Raw genomic sequence first — 26153 nt, forward strand, 5'->3', positions numbered from 1 at the left:
TCAGTCCTTCACGTCGGCGCATGGCACACCGCCTCGATGTTGTTGCCGTCGGGATCGAAGGCAAAGGCCGCGTAATAGTCGGGATGGTAATGCGGACGAGGCCCCGGCCCGCCATTGTCCCTGCCGCCGGCGGCGATGGCGGCTGCATGAAACGCATCGACCTCGGCGCGGCTGCGCGCCGTGAACGCATAGTGACGGCCAGGGCCGGACTCCGCCTCGTGCAGCCAGAACACCGGCCGCTCGCGGCCATAGCCGCCGACCTTGACGCCGCCGGTATGCTCGGGCGGCACCATCATCAGCAGCGATGCGCCCAGGGGCGCGAACGCCTTGTCGTAAAAGGCCTTCGCGGTGTCGAAATTCTGAACCGAAATGCCCGTATGGTCGATCATTGCACGAACTCCTCCTTCATGCCGCCGGCCGTTCCCCGCCCTAGCCGGCCGAGATCACGATATGGTGGCAGACGTTATCGATATCGCGAAGCACGTCGTCGTTCCAGAAGCGGAGGATGGTCCAGCCGCTTGCCTGGAGGTACGTGGACCTCGCCAAATCGTGTTCGGCTTGTTCAGCCCGCGCGTGCTGGCTGCCGTCGACCTCGACGATCAGGTGATGTGACGAGCAGGCAAAGTCGACAATGTACGGCCCGATCGGCACTTGCCGTCGAAGCCCCAGCCCCAGCAGCCTGTGCGCGCGCAACTCGTTCCATAGCTTCAGTTCGGCTTCGGTCATGACATGATGCATGGCCTTGGCATTCTTGCGCTGACGCCGGGGGACGAGGTCGTGGCCCATGCTCAGGTCCCCACCCTGCGCAGCGAGGTCAAAGGCTGTGATCTGTCACACCCCCCTCTGCCCTGCCGGACATCTCCCCCGCAAGGGGGGACATCAACTCTCACGTCGACCTTCGCCAATCGCCGACGTTGCAGAAAAAGCAGCGCGGGCGCCGCCGCCAATCTCCCCCCTTGCGGGGGAGATGTCCGGCAGGACAGAGGGGGGTGCTGTCCCGCAGACCTCTCCGTCAAGACGACCGCCCAACGCCAGAGATGCCCGGCGGGGCAGAGGGGGGCGTGCAGCCCCACCCTATCCACACCGGACAGTGCCATCATCACCGCTTCACTTCCCACGTCGTCACGCGCTCACCGCTCACCGGATCCTTCCCGTCCTTCAACTGTACGCCCTGCGCCAGAAGCTCGTCGCGGATGCGGTCCGCCTCGGCCCAGTTCTTGGCGTTGATCAGTTCCAGCCGGCGCGCGATGGTTGCTGCCACCTCCGTCTCGTCCACTTCGGCGGCTTCCAGCGTGAAGCCGAGGAACAGCAGCGCCGACTTGAGTTCGGCCGCGGCCTGCGCGTCCGCACCCGCCTCTCCCGCCAGTTGCGACAGCCCCTGGAACGCGCTCGCCGTAGCAAGGTCGTCACTGAGTGCCGCGATCAGCGCAGCCGGCACTTCAGCTTCGGCCGCGCCGGCGCTGTCGGCCGCGCGTTTCCACTTGCGCAGCGTGTTTTCCGCCTCCTCGAGCTTGCGCACGGAAAAGTCGATCGGCTCGCGGTAATGCGTCATCAGCATTGCCAGCCTGAGCACCTCGCCCGGCCATTTGCGGCCACCGAAATTCTCGGTCTCGAGCAACTCGTGGATCGAGTAGAAATTGCCCAGGCTCTTGGACATCTTCTGGCCCTCGACCTGCAGGAATCCGTTGTGCATCCAGTAATTAGCCATCACCTCGGTGCCGTGGGCGCAGCGCGACTGGGCGATCTCGTTCTCGTGGTGCGGGAAGATCAGGTCGAGCCCGCCGCCATGGATGTCGAAGACGTCGCCGAAATAGGCCGCCGACATCGCCGAGCATTCGATGTGCCAGCCCGGACGACCGCGACCCCAGGGGCTAAACCAGCCCGGCTCGTCGGCCGACGATGCCTTCCACAGCACGAAGTCGCCTGGGTTCTTCTTGTGCGCATCGACCTCGACGCGGGCGCCGGCCTGCTGCTCGTCGAGATTGCGCTTCGACAGCTGGCCGTAGTCTTCCATCGAACCGGTGTCGAACAGGACTTCGCCTTGCGCTTCATAGGCATGGCCACGTTCGATGAGGCGTTGAATCAAGGTGATCATGTCGGCGCGGCCGTCGGCGCGCGGCTGGACGAACTCCGTTGCCCGCGGCTCGACCGTCGGTTCAAGGCAGCCCAGCGCCTTGACGTCAGCCTGATACTGGTTGGCCGTCTTTTCGGTGACGCGCCTGATCGCCTCGTTGAGCGGCAATTCGGGGAAGTCGCGCAAGGCGCGCGCGTTGATCTTGTCGTCGAGGTCGGTGAGGTTGCGCACGTAGATGACGTGATCCTCGCCATAGACATGGCGCAGCAACCTAAACAGCACGTCGAAGACGATCGCGGGCCGCGCATTGCCGATATGGGCGAAGTCGTAGACCGTCGGGCCGCAGACATACATCCGCACGTTTTGCGGATCGATCGGCACGAAGTCCTCCTTCGTGCGCGTCAGCGTATTGGTAAGGCGCAAGCCCTTGAATGCCTCGGACTTCAACGTGAGATCAGACATAACTCTCCCCTGGCCTGCTGGCCCGGGCGTTCAACCTGTCTTTGGTGAAGAAGAGGCGAAAACGTCCTGACCAGCGCGAACGCTAGCCAATAATGCAAATGCCGGAAATGGCGAAAGACGTTTTCATCGGCGGCTTTATCGCCTCGCGGGCCTGTTGCCGTCAAGACGCTGCGTCACGAAACTTTACCGCGCCGACCGGAACGGAAGCAGTACTGAAACAATTTGTTAAATATCCCGGCACTGTAATGAAACATTGCCCGGATAAAAGGCGCCGCATGCCACGAATTCGACCAAATCAGTGAGCATTTGCAGCCGCTCTCAACAGAAGTTGACGCAAGGGAAGAGAACGATGAAACGAAAACAATCCGAACAGGACCGAGCGCGTAGCCAGTACGCCGAACTCACCAAGCACTACCGGGCCATCGGCCCCGCAGCAATCCTGGCCGCACTGATCTGCGCGCCGAAGAAAGACAAGCAGTCTTCCAAGCTAGGCAAGGCGGCTTAAGAGGCTCAAGCCGATCGCGGCCATCACAAGGCCGATCAGCAGATCGAGCACGCGCCACGCGGACGGCCGGGCAAAGACCGGCTCGAGCAGCCGGGCGCCATACCCGAGCCCGAAGAACCACACGAACGATGCTGTTGCAGCGCCCAGCCCATAGGCAAGGCGCGCCTGACCTTCATAGGCGGCCGACAGGCCGCCGAGCAGAACCACCGTGTCGAGATAGACATGCGGGTTGAGGAAGGTGAAGGCGAGGCACGCGGCGATCGCCGGCCACAATCTGGTTTCGCCGCTCTTGGCGGCCTTGAGCACCTCGGGCTTCAGGGCCCGGCGGAAGGCGATGGTCGCATAAGCGAACAAAAACAGCGCTCCGCCCACCGTCACGGCCATGATCAGCCGCGGCGACTGGGCGATCAGCGTCCCGAGCCCGGCGACGCCGGCCGCGATCAGCAAGGCGTCTGAGGCCGCACAGATCAGGCTCAGGATGAAGACGTGCTGGCGCAGCAATCCCTGGCGCAAGATGAATGCATTCTGCGCGCCGATCGCGATGATCAGCGACGCACCGAGCAGGAAACCGGAAATGACGGCGGAAAGGACTGGCGTGGACACGCCGACTTTCTAGCGTCCGATCAAAACAGTTTCATCTGGTCGTCGTCGCTGGACTTACGCTTTTCCACTTTTGGCTTTGCCGCCTTCTCCGGTGCCGCTTCCGGCAGCGGCTCGACGCGGTCCTGGATCTCGGGGCCGACATTGGCCACCTTGTTGACCATCTCGGAGACCGGGATCTGCTCGAAAAAGTCTGGCTGCGCCGGCCGCATCAGTTCGGCAACGTCGCGCGGCTCCCGGGTGCGGCAGTCGAGCCAGCGAGCAAAATCTTCCGGCTGGATCACCACCGGCATGCGGTCGTGGATGTGCAGGATGTCGGCGCTGGCGCCGGTGGTCAGGATCGCCGCCGTGTCGATCTCCGAGCCGCCCGGCTCGCTCCAGGTTTCCATCAGACCGGCAAGCGCCACCAGCCCGCCCTTGCGCGGCCTCAGCCAATAGGGCTGGCGGCGGTTGCCCGGCAGCTTTTTCCACTCATAGAAGCCAGATACCGGGATCAGCGCCCGCCGGTGGCGCATCGCGGTCTTGAACGACGCCTTGTCGATCGCCGATTCGGAACGCGCGTTGAACAGCAGCGGCATGTCGCCGGGGTTCTTGGTCCAGGCCGGAATCAGCCCCCACCGCGCCAGCATCGCCATGCGGTCGGGCAGGTTCGAGCCCGGCGGGCGCTGCGGCCCGGCCATCACCACCAGGATCGGCTGCGTCGGCGCCACGTTGTAGCGCGGCGGAAAGCTTTCGAGGTCGCCGACACCGACAAAGGCTGCCGTCTCCTCGGGCGAGGCTATAACCGCTATTCGTCCGCACATCGGCACATATCCCGCTTCATCGCCTGAAAGTGGCGATGGATCGCACGCGCCGCAACCGCTAAAGCGGATATGGCCGGCTGTTCCACAATGGAACGCCTCGTCCGAGGCGAATGTTGATGACCGAAGCGAAAATTGTCCCTGCCGTCTCGGTCGCCGTGCTGCGCGACCGCTCGATCATGCTGGTGCGGCGCGGCCGCGCGCCGTCGAAGGGGCTGTACGCCTTCCCCGGCGGGCGTGTCGAACAGGACGAAACGCTTGAGGCCGCCGCCCGTCGCGAACTGATGGAAGAGACAGGCATAGAGGTCGGCACGCTTGTTGCCCTGCGCAAAATCCTGATCGACAGCCGCGACGACGGCGGCGCGGTCTACCTGCTCACGGTGTTCGGCGCGCGCCATGCGGGTGGCCAACCGGTCGCCGCCGATGACGCCGACGAAGCCGCCTTCTTCGACCTCGCCGAGATCGAGCGCCTGCCTCTGACCGATTCGACACTGGAGATCGTGCTCGAACTGCTCGACGGCACCGTCACCCTACTCGCATAGCGTTGGATAGCCGCGCCGCCGGCCTTGCGGCAGACAAATTGTTTCGCCACAAAAGCTTATGAGCCGCGCCTCGACCATGCTGATTGCCATGACGCTTGCCGCAAGTACCGTGCTTGCCGCCCCGGCGCGGGCCGTCGACGCACCGTTCGAACCGGGCCTCCTCAGGCTTGCCGAGGTTCTGGGCTCGCTGCATTTCCTGCGCAATCTCTGCGGCGAGAAGGGCACCCAATGGCGCGGCGAGATGGAAAAGCTGCTGCAGGCCGAAAACCCCTCGCCCGACCGCCGCGCCCGCTTCATCGCGTCCTTCAACCGCGGCTACCGGTCGTTCGACGGCACCTACACCGCCTGCACGCCATCGGCGACCGAAGCCATCGGCCGCTACATGAAGGAAGGCGAAGCGCTCAGCCGCGACATCGCCTCCCGCTACGGTAATTAACAGGCTATTTACTTTCCCGGCATTGCCTGCCGTACACGGACGGGCGATTGTGCTAGGTGTCTTAACGGGACATTAAAGGGATAGCTCAAGTTGATCCGAATCAACGGGTCGCTTGGCAGGGTGAAAGACCGAAATGGAACAAAGCGTAAGCGACATCGACGCCCTGGTCCGGGAAGAAAAGCGCCTGACCGCCGTCGAGAGCCACAACGAGGCATGGGCCGAGGGCCTCTCCGCCGGCATCGAGCCCGAGATCATCGCCGAAGCCGCCCTTGCCACCGCTTTCGCCGAGATCGTGGCCGCCAATGGCGAGCGCGCGGCGCTGGCCATGCTCGATCGCATGCGCGCCAAGGTCGAGGCCGGCGAGTTCGAGCCGCTGCGCCTGCGGCATTGAGCGCTCTCCCGGTTCTTTGACTAGCCGACACGGTTTCGGCATCATGCCGGCACATCACTGGCATCGGCCTGCGAACCGAATCGTTTTTCGGCGCGCACGATGCGCAGGTTTTGCAGTTTAGGGGCGCCAATCGGGTATCCGGATCGGATGCGCGGCGCCCGGGAAGACCGGAGCGTAGTTCTGATGCGGCCAAAGACTGAAATTGCGGCCCGCGGCGCATTGCGCATCGCGGCTTTCGGCCTTGCCGCTTCGTTTGCCTTTTCTCTGACCGCCGCCACCAGCGCGCTCGCGCTGAGCGAAATCAAGCGCGAAGAGATTCCGGCCCCCGCCACCCCGTCCACTCCGACGACGGATGGAGAGGCCGCGCCCGAGAATTCGGTGCCGATCCCCGACCCGATCCAGACACCCCCGGCCGCCAATGCACCTGCCGGCACCGAGGAGGCGCCCGAGGATCAACCTGCCGAGCCGCAGGACGGCACGCCCACGGAGCCTGACGCGACGGGGCCTGCCACGCCGCATCTCGATCCCGACGGCCCCCTGCCCGAGATCGTCTACGACCTCAGCCGACTGCCCGAGCCGGTGGCCCGCATGCGCAACCTGCTCGTCGAGGCGGCCAAGACCGGCGACATCGAAAAGCTCCGGCCGCTGATCGGTCAGGGCGATGCCATGCCGCAACTGTCGTTCGGCGAGATCGAGGGCGACCCGATCGCCTTCATCAAGAGCCTGTCCGGCGACGGCGAAGGCCAGGAACTGCTGGCGATCATGGAAGAAGTGCTGAACGCCGGCTACGTGCATCTCGGCGAAGGCACCGACGAGGATCTCTATGTCTGGCCCTACTTCTTCGGCATCCCGCTCGACAAGCTCGACGCGCGCCAGAAGGTCGAACTGTTCAAGATCGTGACGGCCGGCGATTACGAGGACATGAAGCAGTACGGCACTTACGTGTTCTACCGCCTCGGGATCACGCCGGACGGCCGCTGGGCGTTCTTCGTCGCCGGGGATTGAACTTTTTTCCTTCTCCCCACCCGCAGGAGAAGGTGGCCCCGGAGCATCTCTGTCTCGGTACAGACGCTCCCGTAGCCCTCATGGTGAGCTGTCGAACCACGAGGGCCCTGGGCAAATGCCGGCCTTCTCGTGGCGGTCTCAGCGTGCGCGACGGACTCCAGACAGTCAGCCCTCTGGATCAGAGTAATTGCGCGGACCACCGCCAGGCGCTTTCGTGGTTCGACAGGCTCACCATGAGGGCTACTTGGGCGTTGCCGCCGAACGTTCGTGGCGCGCCTACCGCACCACCGCTTCCGAAAACTCCACCGCCCTGCCCTGCGACGGCGTGGTGATCTCGGCTTCCCACATCACCCGGATGCCGCGGACGATGGTGCCGACCGGCCAGCCGGTGACCTTCTTGCCGTCATAGGGCGTCCAGCCGGCCTTGGAGCCGGCCTGGGCGTTGGTGATGGTCTCGGTGCGCTTCAGGTCGACGACGGTGAAATCGGCGTCGTAGCCGGCGGCGATGCGGCCCTTGCGGGCCATGCCGAAAATGCGGTTCGGGCCGTGGCTCGCAAGGTCGACGAAGCGCTCCAGCGTCAGCCGGCCGGCATTCACGTGGTCGAGCATGATCGGCACCAGCGTCTGCACGCCGGTCATGCCCGAAGGCGAAGCCGGATAGGGTTTTGCCTTTTCGGCCAGCGTGTGCGGCGCGTGGTCGGAGCCCAGCACGTCGACGACGCCCTGTGAAATGCCGTGCCAGATGCCATCGCGGTGGCGCGCGGAGCGCACCGGCGGGTTCATCTGCAACAGCGTGCCGAGCCGGGCATAGTCGTCCGAGCTCATCGTCAGATGATGCGGCGTCGCCTCGCAGGTGGCGACGTCCTTGTGGTGCTCGAGGAAGGCGATCTCCTCCGCCGTCGAGATGTGCAGCACGTGGATGCGGGCGCGCTCCTGCCGGGCGATACGCACCAGGCGCTCGGTGCACTGCAGCGCGGCGATCTCGTCGCGCCAGACCGGATGCGAGGATGGGTCGTTGTCGACGCGCAGGCCCTGGCGCTCGCGCAGGCGGAACTCGTCTTCGGAGTGGAAGGCAGCACGACGGCGGGTGTTGCGCAGGATCGAGGCAACGCCCTCGTCGTCCTCGACCAGGAGGTCACCGGTGGACGAGCCCATGAACACCTTGATGCCGGCCGCACCCGGCAGGCGTTCCAGTTCTGCCACGTCCTTCGCGTTTTCGCGCGTGCCGCCGACCCAGAAGGCGAAGTCGCAGTGCATGCGCGCCGTGGCGCGGCTGACCTTGTCGGCCAGCGCGGCTTCGCTCGTCGTCAGCGGGTTGGTGTTGGGCATCTCGAAGACTGCGGTGACACCGCCTAGCACGGCTGCGCGCGAACCGCTTTCCAGGTCTTCCTTGTGCTCCAGCCCCGGCTCGCGGAAATGGACCTGGCTGTCGACCACGCCCGGCAGGATGTGCAGCCCATGGCAGTCGATGGTTTCGCCGGCCGATGCGCTGCCGAGATCGCCGATGGCGGCGATCCGGCCATTGGTGACGCCGACGTCGCGGACGCTGATGCCGTCATGATTGACGACCGTGCCGCCCTTGAGGATGAGATCGAAGGTGGTAGCCATGTCGCGCGTGCCCTTGTCTGGGAATTGCCTGCGGCTTACGTAATGGCTCTCCGAAATGCAAGATCAGGTCCATGCCGACAGCCATCCTCGCAGACCGCGCCATCATTGATGTTTCCGGCCCCGATGCCGAGCATTTCCTGCAAAACATCCTGACGCTCGACCTGGATGCGCTGGGTCAACGTGAAGCCAGGCCAGGCGCGCTGCTCGCCCCGCAGGGCAAGATCATGTTCGATTTCCTGGTCTCGCGCAGCGGCGAGGATGCGCTCAGGCTCGAATGTCGCGCCGACATCGCTGACGATTTCGTCCGCCGCCTGACGCTCTACCGGCTCCGCGCCAAGGCTGACATTGCCAAGCAGGATCAACCGCTTGTCGCCGTCTCGTGGCAAGATGATTCAGCTGCCTCGCAATCCGATTCAACTGTCCGCGACAGCCGTTTCCAAGCCCCGGTCTTCCGCCACTACGGCGCAGTGCTCGAAGCCGGCGCCACCGAAGCCGACTGGCACGCATACCGCATCGCCAGCGGTGTTGCCGAGAGCGGCCCCGACTACGCGCTGGCGGACGCCTTCCCGCACGACGTGCTGCTCGACCAGATGGGCGGCATAGGCTTCAAGAAAGGCTGTTTCATCGGCCAGGAGGTCGTGTCGCGCATGCAGCATCGCGGCACCGCCCGCCGCCGCGTGCTTCTGGTCTCGGCCGATTCCGCCCTCCCCGCGCCCGGCACCGAGCTTAGCTCGGGCGGCAAGCTGGTCGGCACCCTCGGCTCGGTCTCGGGCAGGCACGGCCTGGCCATCGTCCGCATCGATCGGGTCAAGGCGGCGCTCGACGCGGGCGTCGAAATCACCGCCGGCGACGTCGCGGTGGCGCCTGCCATTCCCGGCTGGGCCAGCTTCACCTATCCGGAAGCCGCCGGCGCGGAAGACGCCTGATGGCCGACCGTCCCGGCGCCCCGCCGCGTGCCTGGCAGCGCATGTTGTCGGGCCGCCGCCTCGACCTGCTCGACCCCTCGCCGCTCGACGTCGAGATATCGGACATCGCCCACGGCCTCGCCCGCGTCGCGCGCTGGAACGGCCAGACCTCCGGCGATCACGCTTTTTCGGTGGCGCAGCATTCCTTGCTGGTCGAAGAGATCTTCCGCCGGATCGTGCCGGCCGCCTCGCCGGATGCGCAACTCGCCGCCCTGCTGCACGACGCGCCGGAATATGTCATCGGCGACATGATCTCGCCGTTCAAGTCGGTGGTCGGCGGCGGCTACAAGGCGTGCGAGGAGCGGCTGCAGCACGCCATCCACGTGCGCTTCGGCCTGCCGGCCGAGATCGGCGCGGGCCTGAAGAAGGACATCAAGCGCGCCGACCAGATTGCGGCCTATTTCGAGGCAACGGTGCTGGCCGGCTTTGCGACGGCAGAAGCGACCGAGTTCTTCGGCCGTCCGCGCGGCGTCACCGTCGACGGGCTCGACCTCGGCCCGCAGCCGGCAAAACGCGTGCAGGAGACCTTCCTCGCCCGCTTCGCGGCGATCGAAAAGCTGCGCTCGAACTGATCAAGCCGGCGGGATGAATTCCTGGCTGATCTCCTGGAACACCGGCATGGCCTCCAGCCCGGCAGACAGGGCCGCCAGCGCCGGAAAGTCGGTCATCGACACCAGGCCGGCATGGGCGTCGTTGATGAAGCGCAGCACACAGGCGACGCCGATGTCGGCATGGCCGATGCGGTCGCCGAACCAATAGTCGCTGTCCCTGCCGGCGCGATCGGCCTCCAGAACGCCCAGCACGTCGGTGATCTGCGTGCGGCAACGCTCCACCCAGACGGTCGACACCTCCTTGTGCAGCCGTCGCTCGTAGAACAGGCTCACCGCCTTGTCGCCCAGGCCCATCGCCAGCGCCGAAACCTTCAGCGCCTGATGGCGCGCCGGTTCGGCAATCGGGAACATCGCCAGTCCGCCCGGCGCCAGGCTGTCGAGATAGTCCAAAATAGCATGGCTCTCGATCAGCACCTCGCCATTGTCGAGCACCAGCGTCGGCACCCGTGTCAGCGGGTTGTAGCGCCGGAGCTTGTCGGCGTCGCCAAACGCCGACCACGGCTCGTGGGTGAACGGAACGCCATAGAGCCGCAGCGCTATGCCGACGCGGCGGACGAAGGGGCTGTCATACTGGCCGATGAGGATCATTGTGCGTCCCGGAGCGAAACCTGTTGCGCGATACTACACGAGGTGGTGTCCCGATCCAGAAGTACGGCTCCGGCTTTTCATCCCTCAGTGCCCGTGGTGCCTGGCCGGCTGCCCCCGGAGTTCGAGCACCGCCACCAGCACCATCACCGCCGTGGTGGCTGCCCCGATCGCCAGCGGCGACAGGTGGCCGGCGAATGGCACCATGGCTCCGAGGATGGCGAGGCCGACGACATGCGACAGCGGCGCCCGGCCGACGACGTAGAACTTGAACAGCAGATTGCCGGCGAGATAGAGCGCCGAGCCGCCGATCGCGGTCCATATCAGGGCCGGCTCGGCATGGCCGAGCGGATGGGCGAGCACCAGTTCGTCCGATACCGCCACCACGATGATGCCGGCCACCAGCACCACCGGGATGTAGGTATAGGCGATGCGGGCGATCCGGCCGGTGTCGGCGGCCTCGGCTATCTTGTGGTGGGCGAGCTCCTGGCCGACGTTGAAATAGACCAGCCACATCGCCACCGAGGCGAAGAAGGTGGTCAGGAACGCCGCCAGATTGACCCAGGTCCATTCCAGCTCGGCAAAGGTCGCGCCCGAGACGAGGATCGACTCGCCGAGCGCAATGATGATGAACAGCGCCGAGCGCTCGGCCATGTGGCCGCCTTCGACGTCCCAGTCGGCTGTCGAGGACGCGCCGTGCCAGGGTGTCCAGAAGCCCAGCGCCGGCGACACCAGTTCGATCAGCAGGGCTACCGCCCACAGCGCGAAGCGGTTTTCGGGCGCGGCCAGGCCGCCGGCAATCCAGAACACCCCCGACAGCGCCAGCCACAGGCCGATACGCACGAAGTTGCGGTAGTTGTCGGGGTTATGGTTCCTGAGCGCCCACATCATGAACAGCGTGCGGCCGACCTGCATGCCGACATAGGCGAGTGCGAACTGCAGGCCGCGCCCCTCGAACGCCTCGGGGATCGAGGTCGACAGCATCAGCCCGACCAGCATCAGCGCAAACAGCATGCCGCGCACCGGCGCCTTGCCGGGGTCGATCCAGTTGGTCACCCAGGCGGTGTAGTTCCACACCCACCAGACGGCGACCAGCATCAGCAGGCTTTCCAGTGCGCCGTCGAAACTCAGGTCCTTCAGCAGGAAGTGCGAGAGCTGGGTGACGGCGAAGACGAAGACGAGGTCGAAGAACAGCTCGACGAACTCGACCCTGGCGCTTTCGCCGGCGCGCCGCTTTCGCTGGTAGTCGTGAACCGCACCCTTGATCGCCATGCCTGCCCCTCGATATTCGGTCCCGTTGCTAAGTCCGACGGACACACCCCGATCAGAGATGCGGGGCCAGCCCCGCCGCCGTATCCTTGCTGGTCGCCACCGGCACGATCTCGAAACCGACGAGGTCGGCCCATTCAACGACCCAGCGCTGGAGCAGCGTCACGTCGTCGGCTTCCACCAGCATGAAACAGCGGCTCATGTCGGCCGCGATCCAGCTGTGGTGGACGATGAAACCTTCGGGCGCCAGCCGGCCCTCGTCGCGGAAGCGGCGATAGATCGCCTTCGGGTCACGTCCGCGAAAATCCTCGATGACAAAGAACTGCATGTCGTCCGTGCCCCCGTTCTCACCCGGAGAAGATCAGGGGGCACGGGAATTGGCAAGGTGGTCAGTCGACGAGCCGCCCGGTCAGGAAGACGCGCGCGCCGTCGCGGGCGAACGCGGTGGCGACCGCGCCTCCGATCGCACCGCCGCCGCCATAGACGATGGCCGTCCTGTTTTCGAGCAGCATCTCATCCTCGCCTGGCAGTTGCCTGCTCACCGTCGATGCGCCGGCCGTATTCGGCCACAAGCCGCGTGTGCGTCCTCCAGAACCCGTCGGGCTCGCTCCCCTCCAGCCGCGCCGCCAGTATGTCGAGATGCGTATGCCAACCCGCCGCGACGTTCAGCAGGGCGCCATCTTCGGCGAGACGGCGGTGGGTGACAGTCACCAGCACCTTGCCGTTGCGCGGTTCCAGTTCGAAGCGCACTTCCGAGCTTTCGCCCGGTGCGCCTCCCCAGCTGTAGGCGAGCAGACGCGGCGGCTCGCAGGCGATGATCTCGCCGGCCACCCGATGCTCGGCAAAGCCGGCCATGTGCGCCGGCGGCGGGTCGTCGTTGCGGGTCAGCTCGGAATTGCGGAACACATTCTCGACCTGTCCGCCGGGCCGGAGGTCCATTGGCCCTCCGGCGAGCCACTGCGCGCGCTTGTCCGACTGGGTCAGGTAGTCCCACAGTCGCTCGACCGGGCCGGGCAGCAGACGCTCGATGCGCACCGTGCCGGGTTCCGTGACGACGCCATAGGAATTTTGCAGAGCTTGCATGGTCATGGCTTTGCTTCCTTTCGATTGTTCTCGGCGGCGCGGTCCTCCGCCTCCAGAATGGCCTCGAGCGTGTCGAGTTGCCGGCTCCAGAATTTCTCGTAGTGGCGCATCCACTCCACGCCGGCATGCATCGGCATGGCGTCGAGGCTGCAGACATGGGTGCGGCCCTGCACGCTGCGTTTCACCAGCCCCGCCTTTTCCAGCACCTTGATGTGCTTCGACGCCGCGGCCAGCGACATGTCGAACGGCGCGGCGAGGCCGCCGACATTGCGCGGTCCCCTCGCCAGCCCGGCGAGCATCGCCCTGCGGGTCGGGTCGGACAGCGCGTGAAAGATGGCGTCGAGCGTTTCTGTATCTTGCTCAACCATAAGGTTGAACGTAGGCCTACAAACCCGGATAGTCAACCATTCGGTATAATGTTTTCAGACCTACTTGCCGTTGCGCTCCAGCCGGTCGAGGAACCACTGGGTCAGGCGCACCCAGATCTCGTCCTTCTCGCCGGAATCCTCGACACCGTGGTCGAGGTTGGGATTGTCGTTGACCTCGATGACAAACACGCCATCCCTGGTCTCCTTGAGGTCGACGCCGTAGAGCCCGTCGCCTATGCAGCGCGCGGCGCGCACGGCGGTGTCGATGACATGGCTCGGAGCATGCTTCAGCGTAAACGTCTTGATGCCGCCCTCGACCGGCTTGCCCTTGCCGTCGTGGTTGACGATCTGCCAGTGCTTCTTGGCCATCAGATAGTGGATCGCAAACAGCGGCTGGCCGCCGAGCACGCCGACGCGCCAGTCATATTGCGTCGGCATGAACTTCTGGGCGATCAGCAGGTCGGAATCCTCGAGCCACGCGGTTGCCAGCGTCTTCAGCTCGTCGAAGTTCGACGCCTTCTTGACGCCCCGCGAAAAAGAGCTGTCGGGGATCTTCAGCACCAGCGGAAAACCCAGCGTATCGGCCGCCAACTGCAGGTCCGACAGGCCGGAGATCATCACCGTCGGCGGCACCTGCACGTTGTTGTAGGCCATCAATTCGTTGAGATAGACCTTGTTGGTGCAGCGGATCATCGACAGCGGGTCATCGATGACCGGCATGCCCTCCTGCTGGGCGCGGCGGGCGAAGCGGTAGGTGTGGTTGGAGATCGAGGTCGTTTCGCGAATGAACAGCGCGTCGTAATTGGCGAGCTTGGCGAGGTCCTTCCTGGTGATCGGCTCGACCTCGACGCCCATCTTTTCGGCGATACGGGCCCAGTGGCGCAGCGAGGAGATCGCCGATGGTGGCAGTTGCTCGTGCGGATCTATCAGCGTGGCAAAGGTGTAGCGCGATGGCGTGCGGGCCTTGGTGTCGCGCCATTCGCGGCTGGTGTAGGTGTCGAGCGCTGCAACGAAGCGCTTCCTGTCGGCATCGTCGAGCCGCCCGAGCGCGGCAAAGCCGATCTTGTGGATCGACGCCCATTCGCCGTCCTTGATCGCCACTTCCAGCGCTGGCGCGCGGAACCAGTCGAACAAAAGCCTGGCGAAGCGGTCCCAGGCCTTGGCCGGGCCGATGCCGAAGAAGATCGTCACCTTGGCCGGAAAGCTGCCGCCCAAATCCTTGCGGCACTTGTTCAGCGCCAGTTCCAGCTCCGGCAGGGCGTTTTCGTAGAGCTTGCGCTCCGACAGGTCGATCATCGTCTCGACGGTCGGGATCACCTTGTGGCCGCGCGAACTCGCCAGCAGCGAAGCGTAGTAGCCACGGCTCTGGTAGCTGTAGCGGTTGGACAGGTTGATGACCTTCGGCCGCTGCCCGCGAAACAGCGAGGGATGGGCGAGATAGTCCCGGTTGGTGATGATCTTGTGCGGCGTCGCCGTCTGGTCGAGATCGCTTTGGCGGCCGGTGAGTATGACCCAGGTCATCGTTTCCCAAGCTTTCCGAGGATGATCGCGGCGCGCAGGCCATCGCGGCCGAACTGCGCCATGCGCATGAAGATGTCGTAGGGGACGGGTATGTTGGCGGCATCCGATGCGGTCTCGCGCTGTTCGTCCTCGATCCAGGGGTCATGGATCAGGATGTGGCCGCCATCGTCGCCGATGGCCAGCACCCAGTGCGGCACCTTCTTGCCGAACATGATGAAGCCCGAGATCAGCACCAGCACCAGCTTGCCTTCGGCAAGCCGCGCCCTGATGTCGTCGATGCCGAACGGGCGATAGGTCACGGGAATTGCGTATCTTTCGGCGCGATCGCGGAAATCGGCCTGGGCCAGTTCCATCACGCGGCGCTTTTCGGCGGTGCGCACCGATTGCAGGAACAGCACGCCTTCCGCCGAGACGAAGATCTCGGTGCCGAGCCCGGCCTCGTGCGCGGCGACCGCCAGTCCGAACGGCTCGCAGCCGCCGGGCCCGGACATCATGAAGATCGTCGTCGCCTCGCGCCACAGCCGGATTTCCATGACCGGGTCGGGCACGAAGCTGCGGTCGAAATTGGCCATCGCCATCATCAGGCAGCACGGCCCGCAGGTGAAGTCGCAGGTCTGGGCGTAGAACGGCACCTTGGTGGTGATCGGCACGTCGCCGCGCAGCGTCTTTTCGAAGCGAAGCGCGGCCATGCCGTCTTCGTAATAGTCGGGCTCGTGGCCGATCCTGCGGTAGCCGCCCTGCTCGTAGAGCCTGATCGCGCGCGCATTGTCCTCGCGCACCTCGAGCCGCATCATCATGCGGCCGTGCTCATAGGCGACATGCTCGGCGGCCTCGAGCAGGTTGCGGCCGGTGCCCTTGCCACCGAAATCGGGGCCGATGGCAAAAGAATAGAGCCGCGCCACGCCGCTGCCCTTGCGGAACAGCACCATGGCGTAGCCGGCGACACGGCCGCCGACCTCGGCGACGAGTGCCTCGGCGGTCTCGTGATCGATCAACTGACGAAAGGAACGGCGGGAAATCCGGTCGCCGTCAAAGACGGCGTTCTCGATGGCGACGAGCGCATCGACATCTTCTGCGCGGGCCGTACGGATGTCGGCAGCCATGCGGTTTCGAGAACCTCGATTGGGCGGAGAAATGCCCGGAAGGATATGCCCCTGCGAAGCACCGATGCGCTCGCATTGCCAGCGCAGTCACGCCTCGATTCGGGCCTTATTGTGACATGGCGTCGGGGGCTCGGGGATATGAATCTCATCAAGATTTGACGCCGAAAGACAGGTGCATCCTTCGAGGCTCGTGCGTCCGTGCGCCCCCCACTGTGCGGGCATCGAGGACGCACGACCTACGACCGCGCCAGCCCTGCCCCTGCCAGCAATTGCTTGTAAGCATCCCTTGCAACCACGCGGAGTTCGTCCGGCGGCAAGGTTCCGACGACGGCGCAGCCATAGCCCTGCTCCTGCCAGTAGACGGCTTCAGGTCCACCATCCGCCAGCACATAGGTGCCCTTGGTGGCGTCGATGCCTCCGGTGGTGACATAGACGGAAATCCGATTGCCCTGCTCGTCGGCATAAAGCATCAGCGCCGCCGTGCTGCCAGCGGCAGGCACGAGACGGCCGCCGAGAAGCTGGAAGCCGTTCCCGGTCAGGTCCGGCGCCACCAGATTCAACCCGGTCCGCTTGGACAGCCAGCCGGTGAGGTAGGCAGGATCGCTGCCATCGACCTCGACCGGCCGGTTCTTGTCGGCGGCAAAGGTCTGATGCGCGGCGATCGCCAACTCGGCCATGCGGTCGTCGGAATCGGGGCCAAAGCCGAAACCGCCCGTCCCGACGAGATATCCGCCGAGACCACCGGCGATGAGAAGTGCAGCCGCCGCCGACATTCGCCACCACGGCGGCATGCCCTTGCGCTTCGGCGTATCGCCATTGACCGCGGCCGCCAGCCGCGCCGGCACGGGCTCGTCGAGGACGCCCGAAAACAGGCCGCGCAACGCGGCATTGTCGGCGGCGAAACGCTGGCTCCGCGCCTTCATGTCGGGATTGGCTTCCAGCCAGGCCTGGTAGGCGGTGCGTTCGTCCTCCGGCAGCTCGCCGTCGAGCGCCAAATGAATATCGCGGTCGGTGAAGCTGCGCCCGTTCATTTCTCGACGATCCTTATCGTCCGGCGCCGCGCCTGGTCGTCGAGCAGCGCCCGCAGTTCCTCGCGGCCCCGGGCAATGCGCGACATCAGCGTGCCGGCGGGCACGCCGAGCATCGTCGCCGCCTCGGCATAGGAAAACCCTTCGATGGCGACCATCACCAGTGCCGCGCGCCGGTCGGGGCTGATCTGCTGCAACGCGTCGACGATTTCACGCGAGGCGACGCTCTCGGCCTGGATGGCGGGGGTTGCCAGCGCCTCGCCGGCGTCGAGCGGCAGGATCGCTGCTTCGCCGCGGCGTTTGACCTTTCGCATCTGGTCGATGAACAGATGATGCATGATCGTAAACAGCCACCTCCTGGGGCTTTCTCCCGTTCGCCAGTTCTCCATGCGCGTCAGCGCTCGCTCGAGGCAGTCCTGGACGAGATCGTCGGCAGACTCGCGGTCGCGCAAAAGCGCACGCGCATAGCGCCGCAGGCGCGGGATTTCCTGAAGTATCGCTGCCTTCTTTTCTTCCATCGCTGCGGATCGTGGATCGCCCTTTGAACATGCTGATAGAACGCGCCTTGCCCCGGCGACGCAAGCGGCCCCTGAGATCCGCCGCTATTACCCAAGCATGCAACTAACGCTTGCCGTGCTGCGCCTATTCCCGACCCATCAGAAATGTTGAAGCATGCGGTAGTTCAATTGATTTTGAACATGACATCGGATCGGCTAAAAGGGGCGTCCTCACGGGAGAAGCGACGATGACGGCAGCAGCGGCAACCACCAGGTCGGGCAATGCGGTGCCGTGGCTGATCATCATCTGCGGCTGCCTGATCGCCGCGCTTACCTTCGGGCCGCGCTCTGCAATGGGCTTCTTCCAATTGCCGATGCTCGCCGAAAAAGGCTGGGACCGCACCACATTCGGTCTCGCCATGGCCATACAGAACCTGTTCTGGGGCCTGGGACAGCCGATCTTCGGCGCCGTCGCCGACCGCTTCGGGACATGGCGCGTGCTGACGCTCGGCGCTGTGCTCTACGCGCTCGGCCTCTATCTGATGGCCTCGGCCGACAGCCCGGGCATGCTGCATCTGAGTGGCGGCGTTCTGGTCGGTCTCGGCGTCGCCGCCGGTTCGTTCAGCATCGTGCTGGCCGCCTTTGCCCGCAACACCAACCCAAACAACCGCAGCATGGTGTTCGGCATCGGCACCGCCGCCGGGTCGGCAGGCATGTTCATCTTCGCGCCGATCAGCCAGGGCCTGATCGATGCCTATGGCTGGTCCGACACGCTGGTCTACATGTCGATCGCCATGCTGGTCATCCCGGTGCTGGCCATCCCGCTGGTCGGCAATTCAAGCTCGGGCAAGGCCTCCCAGGCCGAAATCCAGCAAACGCTCAGCCAGGCCCTGTCCGAAGCCTTCGGCCACCGGAGCTACCTGCTCCTCGTCTCCGGCTTCTTCGTCTGCGGCTTCCAGGTCGCCTTCATCACCGCCCATTTCCCGGCCTATATCAGGGACATCGGCATCGACGCCCGCTATGCAGTGATCGCGCTCGCCCTGATCGGCTTCTTCAACATCATCGGCTCGCTCGCCTCCGGCATCATCGGCCAGAAATACTCGAAGCCGCGCTTCCTGGCCTGGATCTACCTCGCCCGGTCGGCGCTGGTAGCTGCCTTCCTGCTGCTGCCGCAATCGCCGACCAGCGTCGTCATCTTCGCCGTCCTCATGGGGTTGCTCTGGCTGTCGACCGTGCCGCCGACCAACGGCCTCGTCGCCATCATGTTCGGCACGCGCCACCTCGGCATGCTGGGCGGCATCGTCTTCTTCTCGCACCAGATCGGCTCGTTCCTCGGCGTCTGGCTCGGCGGCTACCTCTACGACCACTTCGGCTCCTACGATACGGTCTGGTGGCTCGGCGTCGCGCTCGGCCTGTTTGCCGCCGCCGTCCACTGGCCGATCAAGGAACGCCCCGTCGCCAGGCATCCCGCACTGGTGCCGGCTGAGTAGCCTTCCTCTAGTCCTCCAAAATGCAAGAACCGGCACAACGATGTTGCGCCGGCTCTTTCATTTGAACGATCCAGACGGCAGAGCGATGCTCAGAACCGGTAGTTCAGGCCCGCCTTCAGCGTGTTGCTGTCGAGCTCGTCGGCCTGCTGGGTTCCACCCACCGTCGACCGCACCTTGCCGTAGTCGACGCGGTTGTACTCGACCTTGGCCGTGACCTTGTCGCTGATCGCCTGCTCGACGCCGGCGCCCAGCAGCAGGCCGCCTTCCCAGTTGCTGCCCGAGGTGACGTTGCTTCGGGCATCGAACTTGCTCACGCCGTAGCCCGCGGTGCCGTAGACCAGCGTGCGGTCCATGCCGACGCCGGCGCGGACCTTGGCCGCGGCGTCGAACTTGCGCTCGAGCTGGGCACCATTGGCGATGTTGTGGCGGGCGCCGTTGGAGAAGCTGGCGTCGGCCTCGGCGCCATAGACGAACATTCCGGACTGGAAGTTGGCGCCGACTTGGCCGCCCAGCTGCCAGCCGGTCTTGCTCGAGAACGGGTTCGGGAAGCCGTCATTGGAAACGCCGACATGGGCGCCGCCATAGACGCCCGACCAGTCATAGGCGCCGCTGGAGCTTTCCTGGTAATAGTCAGAAGCTACGTCAGCAGCATTGGCGACGACTGGGGTGGCAAAGGCTGCGAGGGCAGCGAAGAGAACGGGAAACAGATTCCGCTTGGACATGATGTAGTGCTCCGACATTGCTTGGGACAGCCAGGCCCTTGGCTTGGCGATCCTGTGACGGGCCACGACGCAACGGCAAACGGGGGAGGAAGTCCGCAGGCCGAGTCCCGTGCGCCATATCATTGGCGCGAGGCGACCTTCGTCGCCATTCGTTGCCGAAACCTTGCACGATTTTAATAAATGCCGATCCGACCAGGCAATCTTTCGGTAATGTTAACAGCGGGTTAATCGCATTCCTTAGCGGGCACCGAAGGCAGGCCGATTGGGCCGGGCCTGCCTTCCATGCACCTGGACCCGGCCTAGAACCGGTAGTTCAGGCCGGCCTTGACGGTGTGGCTCGACAAATCGTCGGTCCGGCGGGCACCACCCGACACCACCGAGGTGACGTCGCCATAGTCGACATAGTTGTATTCGACCTTGGCCGAGATGTTGCCGGCGAAGGCCTGCTCGACGCCGCCGCCCAGGAGGTAGCCGCCTTCCCACTTCTCGTCCGAAACGACGGTGCCTTTGGGCTTGAACTTGGCAACGCCATAGCCGGCGGTGCCATAGACCAGCGTCTTGTCGAAGGTCATGCCGGCACGAACCTTGGCGGCACCGCTCCAGGTGCGCTGCAGCTCGGCACCGCCGCCCAGCTTGTGCTTGGCCCCGCCGGAATGGCTGCCGTCGAGTTCGGCGCCGTAAACGATGACGCCGGACTGCATGTTGGCGCCGACCTGGCCGCCGAACTGCCAGCCGGATTTGCTGGAGAAGGGATTGGGAAAGCCCTCCGAGGAGACGCCGCCATGGACGCCGGCATAGATGCCCGACCAATCATGGACGGGATCGGTCTGCTGCTGTGCGTAGTAGTTCGAGGCCGCGTCAGCCGCATTGGCCATCACCGGCACGGCAAGAGGGACAAGGCCAGCGAAGAGGACGAGATACAGATTTCGCTTGGTCATGATTGAGGTGCTCCGTCAGTGACTGGGGCTGCGAAGCATGAGCTCCGCAGCCGTTGGCGGGACACTGGCGCGGCGGTAACGGGGGAGAAACCCACCGAGCCAGGTCCCGTGCACCATTTTGTTGGGGTGCGAGGGGAACCTGACCTCGGCGGATTGCGTCAACATTGCATCGAATCCAATAAAATCAAATATTTAAAGGTAATCTTCCGGTAACCTTCGTTAAGCCTTCCTTGCGTCTAGCGCGCAGCACGCGTCAGCAGGCGCTGGTAGAACAACCCGATGCCGATCAGCACGGCGCCCAGCCCTATGAAGGACAATGCGCGCAGCACACCTTCCAGTTCGGACATGTCGAACAGGAAGACCTTGGCGACGGCGATCGAGATCAGCGCCGCCGAGGCGATGCGCAGCACCTGCGACCTGAGCGTCACGCCGGCGACCAGCAGGCCGACGCCCATGGCGAGCCACAGCGCCGAGTAGGAATAGGTCTCGACCTGGCCGAGCCCGGCCCACAGGCCGATATGCTCGCCCTGGAACAGCCGGCGCACCGACAGCGTGGCATAGGCGAAAGCGAGCAGCGCGGCGACCAGCGCCAGCATCGCCGAATACCATTTCGGCCGCTTGCCCCTGGCGTAATACGCAAGGGCTGCCGCAGCCAATGCCGGCAGGAGATAGGCCAGGAACAACAGGTTGAACAGCGGGATGCTGCCCGTGCCTTCGTCGGTGAACAGCGGGTTGAGCACCAGGAAGTGCTGGCCCAGCACCGAAAGCACCGACAGCACGCCAATGGCGAGCGAGCCGTAGCGGAGCACCGGGCTCGGCGAGCGCATGTCGAGCGCCACCAGGATGCCGCCGCCGCCGAGCGCGATCAGCGTGTAGATCGCCTGTTCGGCCAGCGTCGGGGAGTTCGAGGTGATGACGCCGCCATTCATCGCATGGCGCACCAGCATCGCCACGGCCAGCAGCGAAAACAGGGCCGCCACCGCCTCCATGACCAGCCGCGGCCTGCCATTGGTGGTTCGTGCCAGCTGCCATGCAGCGAAGCCGAAGGCGATCGCCGGGATGCCGTAGCCGGGCAGGATCCAGTTGAAGACCGGCGTCGTGCCGAGCCTGTCCGCGCCGACGATCGTCGGGTCGAATCCGATGCGGGCCAGGACGGCAACCGCCGCGCCGACGCTCAGCCAGCCGAGCACCGGATATCGACGCTGCCGCGTCGCCAGCGCCGGAACCACCGCGGCAAGGCCAAGCAAGACCGTGGTCAGGCCAGAGCCGAAACCCATGTGAAGGGCAAGCAGCAGCGCCACCCCTGCCCCGCCAAACGCGAAGGAGACGGCCGGCCCGCCCTGCAGCGGCGGCTGTTCAGCGCGGGCGATCCATTCGCCGCCGGCGACGAAGGCAGCGACCAGAACCACAGCGACGAGCGCGCGCAGGACATCGCGATCGGGGTTGCCATAGGCGATCCAGAGCGAGGTGAGCACGACCAGCGGCACCGCAACGCCCCATCCGGCCCAGGCTGCCGCGCGCCAGGGTGCTGCCGCCACCTGCCGTTGCGCGCGCCACAGGCCGGTGCCGGCAAAGATGAGCCCAAGCAGCCACCCGATGCGGGTCAGCGACCTGCCGGCAACCTCGATCGGCAGGCCCTCGACCATCAGCCCGCCGATCGGCAGGTCGAGTTCGAAGGTGCCGCCCAGCGCGTTGCGCAGATAGACCAGGACCGTGGCGATGCCTGCCGCAAACAGCAGCGACACCGCGGCCGGCCGGTAAAGGGCTACCGCCAGCAAGCCGACCAGCAGCAGGGTTCCGCGCAGCGGCCCGCCGAGCGCGGCGTAGGTCGGGTGGATGAACAGCACCATGGCTGTCACGGCCACGAAAAACGCCGGCACCATCGACGGCCAGTCGAGCACCGTCGTGTCATCGCGGCGCCCAAGCCACAGCAAGGCGAGAGCCGCCAGCGTGACCGCGCTGATGAACAGGATGATGTTGAAATCGGCCAATGGCGCATCGGCGAGGTAGAGCAGCGTCCATAGGCCGGTGCCGATGAAGGCGGCCCCCATCAGCAGCGACCACCGGCGCGTCCGGGCAACGGCTGCTGTCGCCACCAGGACGATGGCGAGGTAGCCGAACAGAGCCCAGAAATTGGGCGCGGTGGAGGACACCAGCGCCGGCGTCACCATCGCGCCGAGCAGGCCGAGGCCGGCCAGGGCCTGGCCGTGGGCAAGGGCTGCGGCGATCGTCGCCACGCCGACGATGCCGAGCAGCACGAAGGCCGTGCCGGCGCCTATGAAGCCATAAAGGCCGTGCGCGGCATAGATGGTGCCGAACAGGGTGAAGGCGCCCGCCGCCGTCAGGATCGCCGGGATGTAGGCGCTGCCGCCGTTCTGGATCGGCACGCGGAAACCGGTGCGGCGGATGAACTCGCCACCGCCGACCAACACCAGCCCGAGCAGGGCCGCCATGCTCAGCCGCAAGCCGGGGCCAAACAGGCCGGATTCGATCGAATAGCGGATCAGGAACACGCCGCCGAAGGCCAGCGCCAGTCCGCCGACCCACACAGCCCAGCGCGTGCCGAGCGCGGTTTCGATGTCTGGTCTTTCCCGCGCTGGCGTCGGCCCGGCAGCAGCCGGCACACCGCCCCAGGGCCCGGGTTCGGCAGTCTCCGCCGTGGCCATGGCTGCCGCCGGAAGCTCTTCGGCGCTTTCGGGCGCTTTATCCCCGGCAATTGCCTCGGTCTCCGGCAGTGACGGTTCTTGCGTTGCTGCCTTGAGCGCTTCCGGTGGTGCCGGCTCGCTGATCGCCTCGCCCGACGTCTCTGCCGCCTTGGCGGCCGGGACGGGCACGGCGCCCGACAGCACCAGGCTGCGTAGCGCGCCGAGTTCACGCTCGAGCAGGCCGAGCCGCGACTGCTGCTTCGAGATGATGATGAACAGCGCGACGATGGCGATCACGCCCAGAAGGCTCTCAAGCATGGCCGTTCCCCCTCAGATTGGCCGGCTCACCGCGCCGCCAGATTGGCGACGGGAAAGATCGAACATGTTTCGGTACCGAAGGCCAGCAGCTTGCCGTTGCTGTCCTTCAGCGTCGCCTCGGACACGGCGAGCGTGCGTCCCTTGTGGATCACCCCGCCCTCGCATACGACCTCGCCGGTATCGGGCGTGATCGGCCGCGTCAGGTTCACCTTGAACTCGACCGTCGTATAGGCCTCGCCCCTGGCGAGCGTGCTGTGCACGGCACAACCGAGCGCCGAATCGAGAATGGTCGCCGCCCAGCCGCCATGCACGGTGCCGAGCGGGTTGAGATGGCGCCCATTGGGCACGCCGCGGAAGACCACCCGCCCCTCATCCACTTCGGTGACGGTAAAATTCATCACCCCGGCGATCGGCGGCGCCGGATAAAGGCCGTCGACAACCCGCTGGAGCAGCTCCCTTCCGGAAAAAAGATGCACGTCCTCGTGCGGGATGGTGCCCAGGCCAAGCGGCGAGACATGGCCAGGGAACAGTTCGACGTCGCTCATGCGGCGGTTTCTCCATGGGAGATGGCGCGGGCGCCATAGAATTTCCTGAGCGCCATCAGCAGGCCGCTGCGGGCATCGGGCACCTCGATGCCGCGCGGCTCGTAGACGTGGCGGGCAAAGAAGAAGCTCGACAGCCGGAACGCATCCTCGATGGCTGCGAGGTCGGCTCCTTGCCGCGCCCCGCGCCGCAGGAAAGGCGGCAGCGGGAACAGCTTGTCGCGCCATGGCTCGCCGGCGGCACGCGAGACGGCGCGGCCCGACTTCGGCGAAACATAGGTCAAGTCCTCGACGGCGCCGGTCGCGGCGCATTCGGAGAGGTCGAGGCCGAAGCCGAGTTCGTCGAGCACCAGCAGTTCGAAGCGGACCACCAGTTCGCCGACGGCTTCGGCGTCGTTGAGATGCGCGATCAGGATCGCCAGCGTTTCGTAAAGTCCGGCATGCGGGTCGCGTTCGGGCAGGAGCCTGAGATGCGCGGCCAGCGTCTGCAAGGCGTAGACGGCGACGGCGCTGTCGATTAGCCTGGCAGCATTGAGCTCGATCGGCTCGGCCTGGAAGGTGCCTAGATGCTCGTCGAGCCGCGCCCGCCAGATCAGGTCGACGCGGTTGCCGGCCTGCAGCAGCGGCTGCTGCTTGCGCGAGCGGCCGCCGCGCACCAGCCCGAGATGGCGGCCATGCGTACGCGTCATGACCTCGAGCACGGCCGAGGTTTCGCCATGCTTGCGGGTGCCGAGGATGATTCCTTCGTCGCGCCATTCCATGGCCGGACCATCAGCCGGTTGGGCGGCGAAATCAAGAACATTGGCTAAGGCCTCCGGACGAGCCGGAGCGCCCTCATTTGTCCTTCAGCGGCGGGATCGCCGCCAGCAGCAGCAACGCAACCAGCACCAGTGCGGCGGCAACGATGGCAAGCGGCAGCAGCCCCCCGTGATGAAGGGCGCGACGACAGCGGTGCCCGCCGCCGTGGTGCCGAGGATGGCGACCACCACAAGGGCCGCGCCACGGGCATCGTCGCCCTGCGAGGCCACCACGGCGCGATGGAAACCGGGTGGGCCACGGAAGCCAAGGCCGAAGTTGAACGGCACGAACAGCGCGGTGATCACCAGCGTGTTGGCGCCACCCACCAGCCCATAGCCCAGCATCGCCACGCCACCGAGTGCGGCCAGCCCGGTGCCGAACCAGATCATGCGTTCGGCGCCGAAACGCCCGGTCAGCCGGCCGGTCCAGTTGGCAGCGATGATGAAGGTGACGATGCCCGTCACCTGCATGATGATGAAGTCCTTGAGCCCGGCGCCGAGGGCCGCGACGAACACAGTCGGCGCCGCAAAGACGAGACCAGCAACGCGCCCAGCGTGAAGGCGTGGCTCACCGCATAGCGCAGGAAGGTGGCGTCGCGCAGCAGGTGGGCGTAGCCGCCGGCGCCCTTGCCCGTCGTCAGCGCCGGCAGATGCCTGCCAAGGCCGGCAACGGCGGCGGCGAGCACCAGCGCCAGCACGGCGATGACGTCGAATGACGCGGTCCAGCCGGCGAGCGACAGCAGCCATACGCCGGCCACGGGGGCGAGCGCCGGGGTCAGCGCCTCGATCGAGCCGAGCAGGCCGAGCTTGCCGACCGCGCGGTCGTCGCCGAACAGCGCCCGGATCATGCCCGGCGCGAACACCGCAGCCGCCGAACCCGCCGCGCCCTGCAGAAAGCGCAGGCCGATCAGCATGTCGAGCGACGTACTCATGCCGGCCGCAGCCGAGACCAGGCCATAGGCGACGAGCGAGGCCACCAGCAGGCGGCGCTGGTCGAAATGCGCACCCAGCGTGCCGAAGGCCAGCAGCCCGACCGCCGCGCCGGTGACGAAGGCCGCCAGCACGAACTGCGCCTGCGCATAGGTGCCGCCCAGCACCTCCGGCAGGCTCGGCACGGCCGGCAGCACGAGATCGGTGCCGGCGATGCCGAGCACCGTGCTGGTCACGATGAGTGCGAAAGCGATGCCTGCATGGCCGCCATGCTTGCCGGTGGTCATTGTCCTGCCAGTCCGTTGATGAAGGCTTTTT

At 65.7% G+C, this 26153-nt stretch carries 31 protein-coding genes; 8 read left to right on the forward strand and 23 right to left on the reverse strand.

Annotation, left to right across the window (positions count from 1 at the left end):
- Positions 1–8: 8 nt before the first annotated feature.
- The 3 genes from GGR00_RS05195 to cysS all read right to left on the reverse strand — a co-directional run bounded on the left by GGR00_RS05195 (position 9) and on the right by cysS (position 2536).
- Complete coding sequence (locus GGR00_RS05195; RefSeq protein WP_184698335.1) at positions 9–389, reverse strand: VOC family protein; 381 nt, start codon at positions 387–389, stop codon at positions 9–11.
- A 40-nt stretch (positions 390–429) separates the two neighbouring features.
- A complete protein-coding gene (locus tag GGR00_RS05200) occupies positions 430–786 on the reverse strand; it encodes an endonuclease domain-containing protein (protein WP_184698337.1) in 357 nt (118 codons plus the stop codon).
- Positions 787–1099: 313 nt separating this feature from the next.
- Positions 1100–2536 carry a cysteine--tRNA ligase gene (gene cysS / locus GGR00_RS05205; protein ID WP_184698339.1) on the reverse strand — a complete coding sequence of 479 codons (1437 nt, stop codon included), beginning with the start codon at positions 2534–2536 and terminating at the stop codon, positions 1100–1102.
- A 349-nt stretch (positions 2537–2885) separates the two neighbouring features.
- Between cysS and GGR00_RS05210 the strand changes: the two genes are divergently transcribed.
- The gene (locus tag GGR00_RS05210) at positions 2886–3041 is read left to right on the forward strand and encodes a hypothetical protein (protein ID WP_055979235.1); all 156 of its coding nucleotides are present in this window, start codon (positions 2886–2888) and stop codon (positions 3039–3041) included.
- Here GGR00_RS05210 and GGR00_RS05215 read toward each other — a convergent pair.
- Positions 3024–3644 carry a LysE family transporter gene (locus GGR00_RS05215; RefSeq protein ID WP_184698341.1) on the reverse strand — a complete coding sequence of 207 codons (621 nt, stop codon included), beginning with the start codon at positions 3642–3644 and terminating at the stop codon, positions 3024–3026. The two genes, GGR00_RS05210 and GGR00_RS05215, sit on opposite strands and share 18 nt — an antisense overlap.
- Before the next feature lie 20 nt (positions 3645–3664).
- On the reverse strand, positions 3665–4444 hold the full coding sequence (locus GGR00_RS05220) for an SOS response-associated peptidase (RefSeq protein ID WP_184698343.1): 780 nt from the start codon (positions 4442–4444) through the stop codon (positions 3665–3667).
- A gap of 116 nt (positions 4445–4560) precedes the next feature.
- On the opposite strand from GGR00_RS05220, the gene GGR00_RS05225 reads away from it, so the two are divergent.
- The 4 genes from GGR00_RS05225 to GGR00_RS05240 all read left to right on the forward strand — a co-directional run bounded on the left by GGR00_RS05225 (position 4561) and on the right by GGR00_RS05240 (position 6815).
- Positions 4561–4983 carry an NUDIX hydrolase gene (locus tag GGR00_RS05225; protein WP_055979233.1) on the forward strand — a complete coding sequence of 141 codons (423 nt, stop codon included), beginning with the start codon at positions 4561–4563 and terminating at the stop codon, positions 4981–4983.
- A gap of 58 nt (positions 4984–5041) precedes the next feature.
- Positions 5042–5419: a TIGR02301 family protein gene (locus tag GGR00_RS05230; RefSeq protein WP_055978593.1), complete on the forward strand. Its 378-nt coding sequence runs from the start codon at positions 5042–5044 to the stop codon at positions 5417–5419.
- Positions 5420–5552: 133 nt separating this feature from the next.
- Positions 5553–5810: a hypothetical protein gene (locus GGR00_RS05235; protein WP_055978591.1), complete on the forward strand. Its 258-nt coding sequence runs from the start codon at positions 5553–5555 to the stop codon at positions 5808–5810.
- A gap of 183 nt (positions 5811–5993) precedes the next feature.
- Complete coding sequence (locus GGR00_RS05240; protein ID WP_055978590.1) at positions 5994–6815, forward strand: hypothetical protein; 822 nt, start codon at positions 5994–5996, stop codon at positions 6813–6815.
- 276 nt (positions 6816–7091) lie between these two features.
- Here GGR00_RS05240 and GGR00_RS05245 read toward each other — a convergent pair whose 3' ends face one another.
- Positions 7092–8423 carry a dihydroorotase gene (locus tag GGR00_RS05245; RefSeq protein ID WP_055978588.1) on the reverse strand — a complete coding sequence of 444 codons (1332 nt, stop codon included), beginning with the start codon at positions 8421–8423 and terminating at the stop codon, positions 7092–7094.
- A 71-nt stretch (positions 8424–8494) separates the two neighbouring features.
- On the opposite strand from GGR00_RS05245, the gene ygfZ reads away from it, so the two are divergent.
- Positions 8495–9349, forward strand: coding sequence for a CAF17-like 4Fe-4S cluster assembly/insertion protein YgfZ (gene ygfZ / locus GGR00_RS05250; protein ID WP_055978585.1), 855 nt, complete (start codon positions 8495–8497; stop codon positions 9347–9349).
- Complete coding sequence (locus tag GGR00_RS05255) at positions 9346–9960, forward strand: HD domain-containing protein (protein ID WP_055978584.1); 615 nt, start codon at positions 9346–9348, stop codon at positions 9958–9960. The genes ygfZ and GGR00_RS05255 overlap by 4 nt, the downstream gene beginning before the upstream one ends.
- Here GGR00_RS05255 and GGR00_RS05260 read toward each other — a convergent pair whose 3' ends face one another.
- From GGR00_RS05260 to GGR00_RS05305, 10 genes are all read right to left on the reverse strand, one after another.
- Positions 9961–10587, reverse strand: a complete 627-nt coding sequence (locus GGR00_RS05260) for a glutathione S-transferase family protein (RefSeq protein WP_055978582.1) — start codon at positions 10585–10587, stop codon at positions 9961–9963.
- Positions 10588–10671: 84 nt separating this feature from the next.
- The gene (locus GGR00_RS05265) at positions 10672–11856 is read right to left on the reverse strand and encodes a low temperature requirement protein A (RefSeq protein WP_184698345.1); all 1185 of its coding nucleotides are present in this window, start codon (positions 11854–11856) and stop codon (positions 10672–10674) included.
- Between the two features lie 52 nt (positions 11857–11908).
- Positions 11909–12181 carry a DUF3303 domain-containing protein gene (locus tag GGR00_RS05270; RefSeq protein ID WP_055978577.1) on the reverse strand — a complete coding sequence of 91 codons (273 nt, stop codon included), beginning with the start codon at positions 12179–12181 and terminating at the stop codon, positions 11909–11911.
- A gap of 61 nt (positions 12182–12242) precedes the next feature.
- The gene (locus GGR00_RS28500; protein ID WP_281389201.1) at positions 12243–12365 is read right to left on the reverse strand and encodes a hypothetical protein; all 123 of its coding nucleotides are present in this window, start codon (positions 12363–12365) and stop codon (positions 12243–12245) included.
- Position 12366: 1 nt separating this feature from the next.
- Entirely contained in the window at positions 12367–12942 is a 576-nt protein-coding gene (locus tag GGR00_RS05280) for an SRPBCC family protein (protein WP_184698347.1), read from the reverse strand.
- Positions 12939–13304 carry an ArsR/SmtB family transcription factor gene (locus GGR00_RS05285; protein ID WP_184698349.1) on the reverse strand — a complete coding sequence of 122 codons (366 nt, stop codon included), beginning with the start codon at positions 13302–13304 and terminating at the stop codon, positions 12939–12941. Before GGR00_RS05285 ends, GGR00_RS05280 begins: the two co-directional genes overlap by 4 nt.
- Positions 13305–13364: 60 nt before the next feature.
- On the reverse strand, positions 13365–14825 hold the full coding sequence (locus GGR00_RS05290; RefSeq protein WP_184698351.1) for a RimK family protein: 1461 nt from the start codon (positions 14823–14825) through the stop codon (positions 13365–13367).
- Complete coding sequence (locus GGR00_RS05295) at positions 14822–15928, reverse strand: peptidase C39 family protein (protein ID WP_055978569.1); 1107 nt, start codon at positions 15926–15928, stop codon at positions 14822–14824. The genes GGR00_RS05290 and GGR00_RS05295 overlap by 4 nt, the downstream gene beginning before the upstream one ends.
- A 236-nt stretch (positions 15929–16164) precedes the next feature.
- A complete protein-coding gene (locus GGR00_RS05300; protein ID WP_184698353.1) occupies positions 16165–16959 on the reverse strand; it encodes an anti-sigma factor family protein in 795 nt (264 codons plus the stop codon).
- Entirely contained in the window at positions 16956–17474 is a 519-nt protein-coding gene (locus GGR00_RS05305) for an RNA polymerase sigma factor (protein ID WP_184698355.1), read from the reverse strand. The genes GGR00_RS05300 and GGR00_RS05305 overlap by 4 nt, the downstream gene beginning before the upstream one ends.
- A gap of 227 nt (positions 17475–17701) precedes the next feature.
- Here GGR00_RS05305 and GGR00_RS05310 point away from each other — a divergent pair, with 227 nt between their 5' ends.
- Positions 17702–18943 carry an MFS transporter gene (locus tag GGR00_RS05310; protein ID WP_184698357.1) on the forward strand — a complete coding sequence of 414 codons (1242 nt, stop codon included), beginning with the start codon at positions 17702–17704 and terminating at the stop codon, positions 18941–18943.
- Positions 18944–19032: 89 nt separating this feature from the next.
- Here GGR00_RS05310 and GGR00_RS05315 read toward each other — a convergent pair whose 3' ends face one another.
- The 7 genes from GGR00_RS05315 to GGR00_RS28205 all read right to left on the reverse strand — a co-directional run bounded on the left by GGR00_RS05315 (position 19033) and on the right by GGR00_RS28205 (position 26122).
- Positions 19033–19665: an outer membrane protein gene (locus GGR00_RS05315; protein ID WP_246441280.1), complete on the reverse strand. Its 633-nt coding sequence runs from the start codon at positions 19663–19665 to the stop codon at positions 19033–19035.
- Between the two features lie 299 nt (positions 19666–19964).
- Entirely contained in the window at positions 19965–20603 is a 639-nt protein-coding gene (locus tag GGR00_RS05320) for an outer membrane protein (protein WP_184698361.1), read from the reverse strand.
- Between the two features lie 236 nt (positions 20604–20839).
- Positions 20840–23566, reverse strand: coding sequence for a DUF2339 domain-containing protein (locus tag GGR00_RS05325; protein ID WP_184698363.1), 2727 nt, complete (start codon positions 23564–23566; stop codon positions 20840–20842).
- A 26-nt stretch (positions 23567–23592) separates the two neighbouring features.
- Positions 23593–24111, reverse strand: a complete 519-nt coding sequence (locus GGR00_RS05330) for a PaaI family thioesterase (RefSeq protein WP_055978554.1) — start codon at positions 24109–24111, stop codon at positions 23593–23595.
- On the reverse strand, positions 24108–24869 hold the full coding sequence (gene recO, locus GGR00_RS05335; protein ID WP_184698365.1) for a DNA repair protein RecO: 762 nt from the start codon (positions 24867–24869) through the stop codon (positions 24108–24110). The genes GGR00_RS05330 and recO overlap by 4 nt, the downstream gene beginning before the upstream one ends.
- Positions 24870–24953: 84 nt before the next feature.
- Positions 24954–25421, reverse strand: a complete 468-nt coding sequence (locus GGR00_RS28200; RefSeq protein WP_210314951.1) for an MFS transporter — start codon at positions 25419–25421, stop codon at positions 24954–24956.
- Positions 25367–26122 (reverse strand): MFS transporter, encoded by a 756-nt coding sequence (locus GGR00_RS28205; RefSeq protein WP_210314952.1) that lies wholly within the window; start codon positions 26120–26122, stop codon positions 25367–25369. The genes GGR00_RS28200 and GGR00_RS28205 overlap by 55 nt, the downstream gene beginning before the upstream one ends.
- Positions 26123–26153: the final 31 nt, after the last annotated feature.

Source organism: Aminobacter aganoensis (assembly GCF_014206975.1).
Classification (GTDB): Bacteria; Pseudomonadota; Alphaproteobacteria; order Rhizobiales; family Rhizobiaceae; genus Aminobacter; species Aminobacter aganoensis.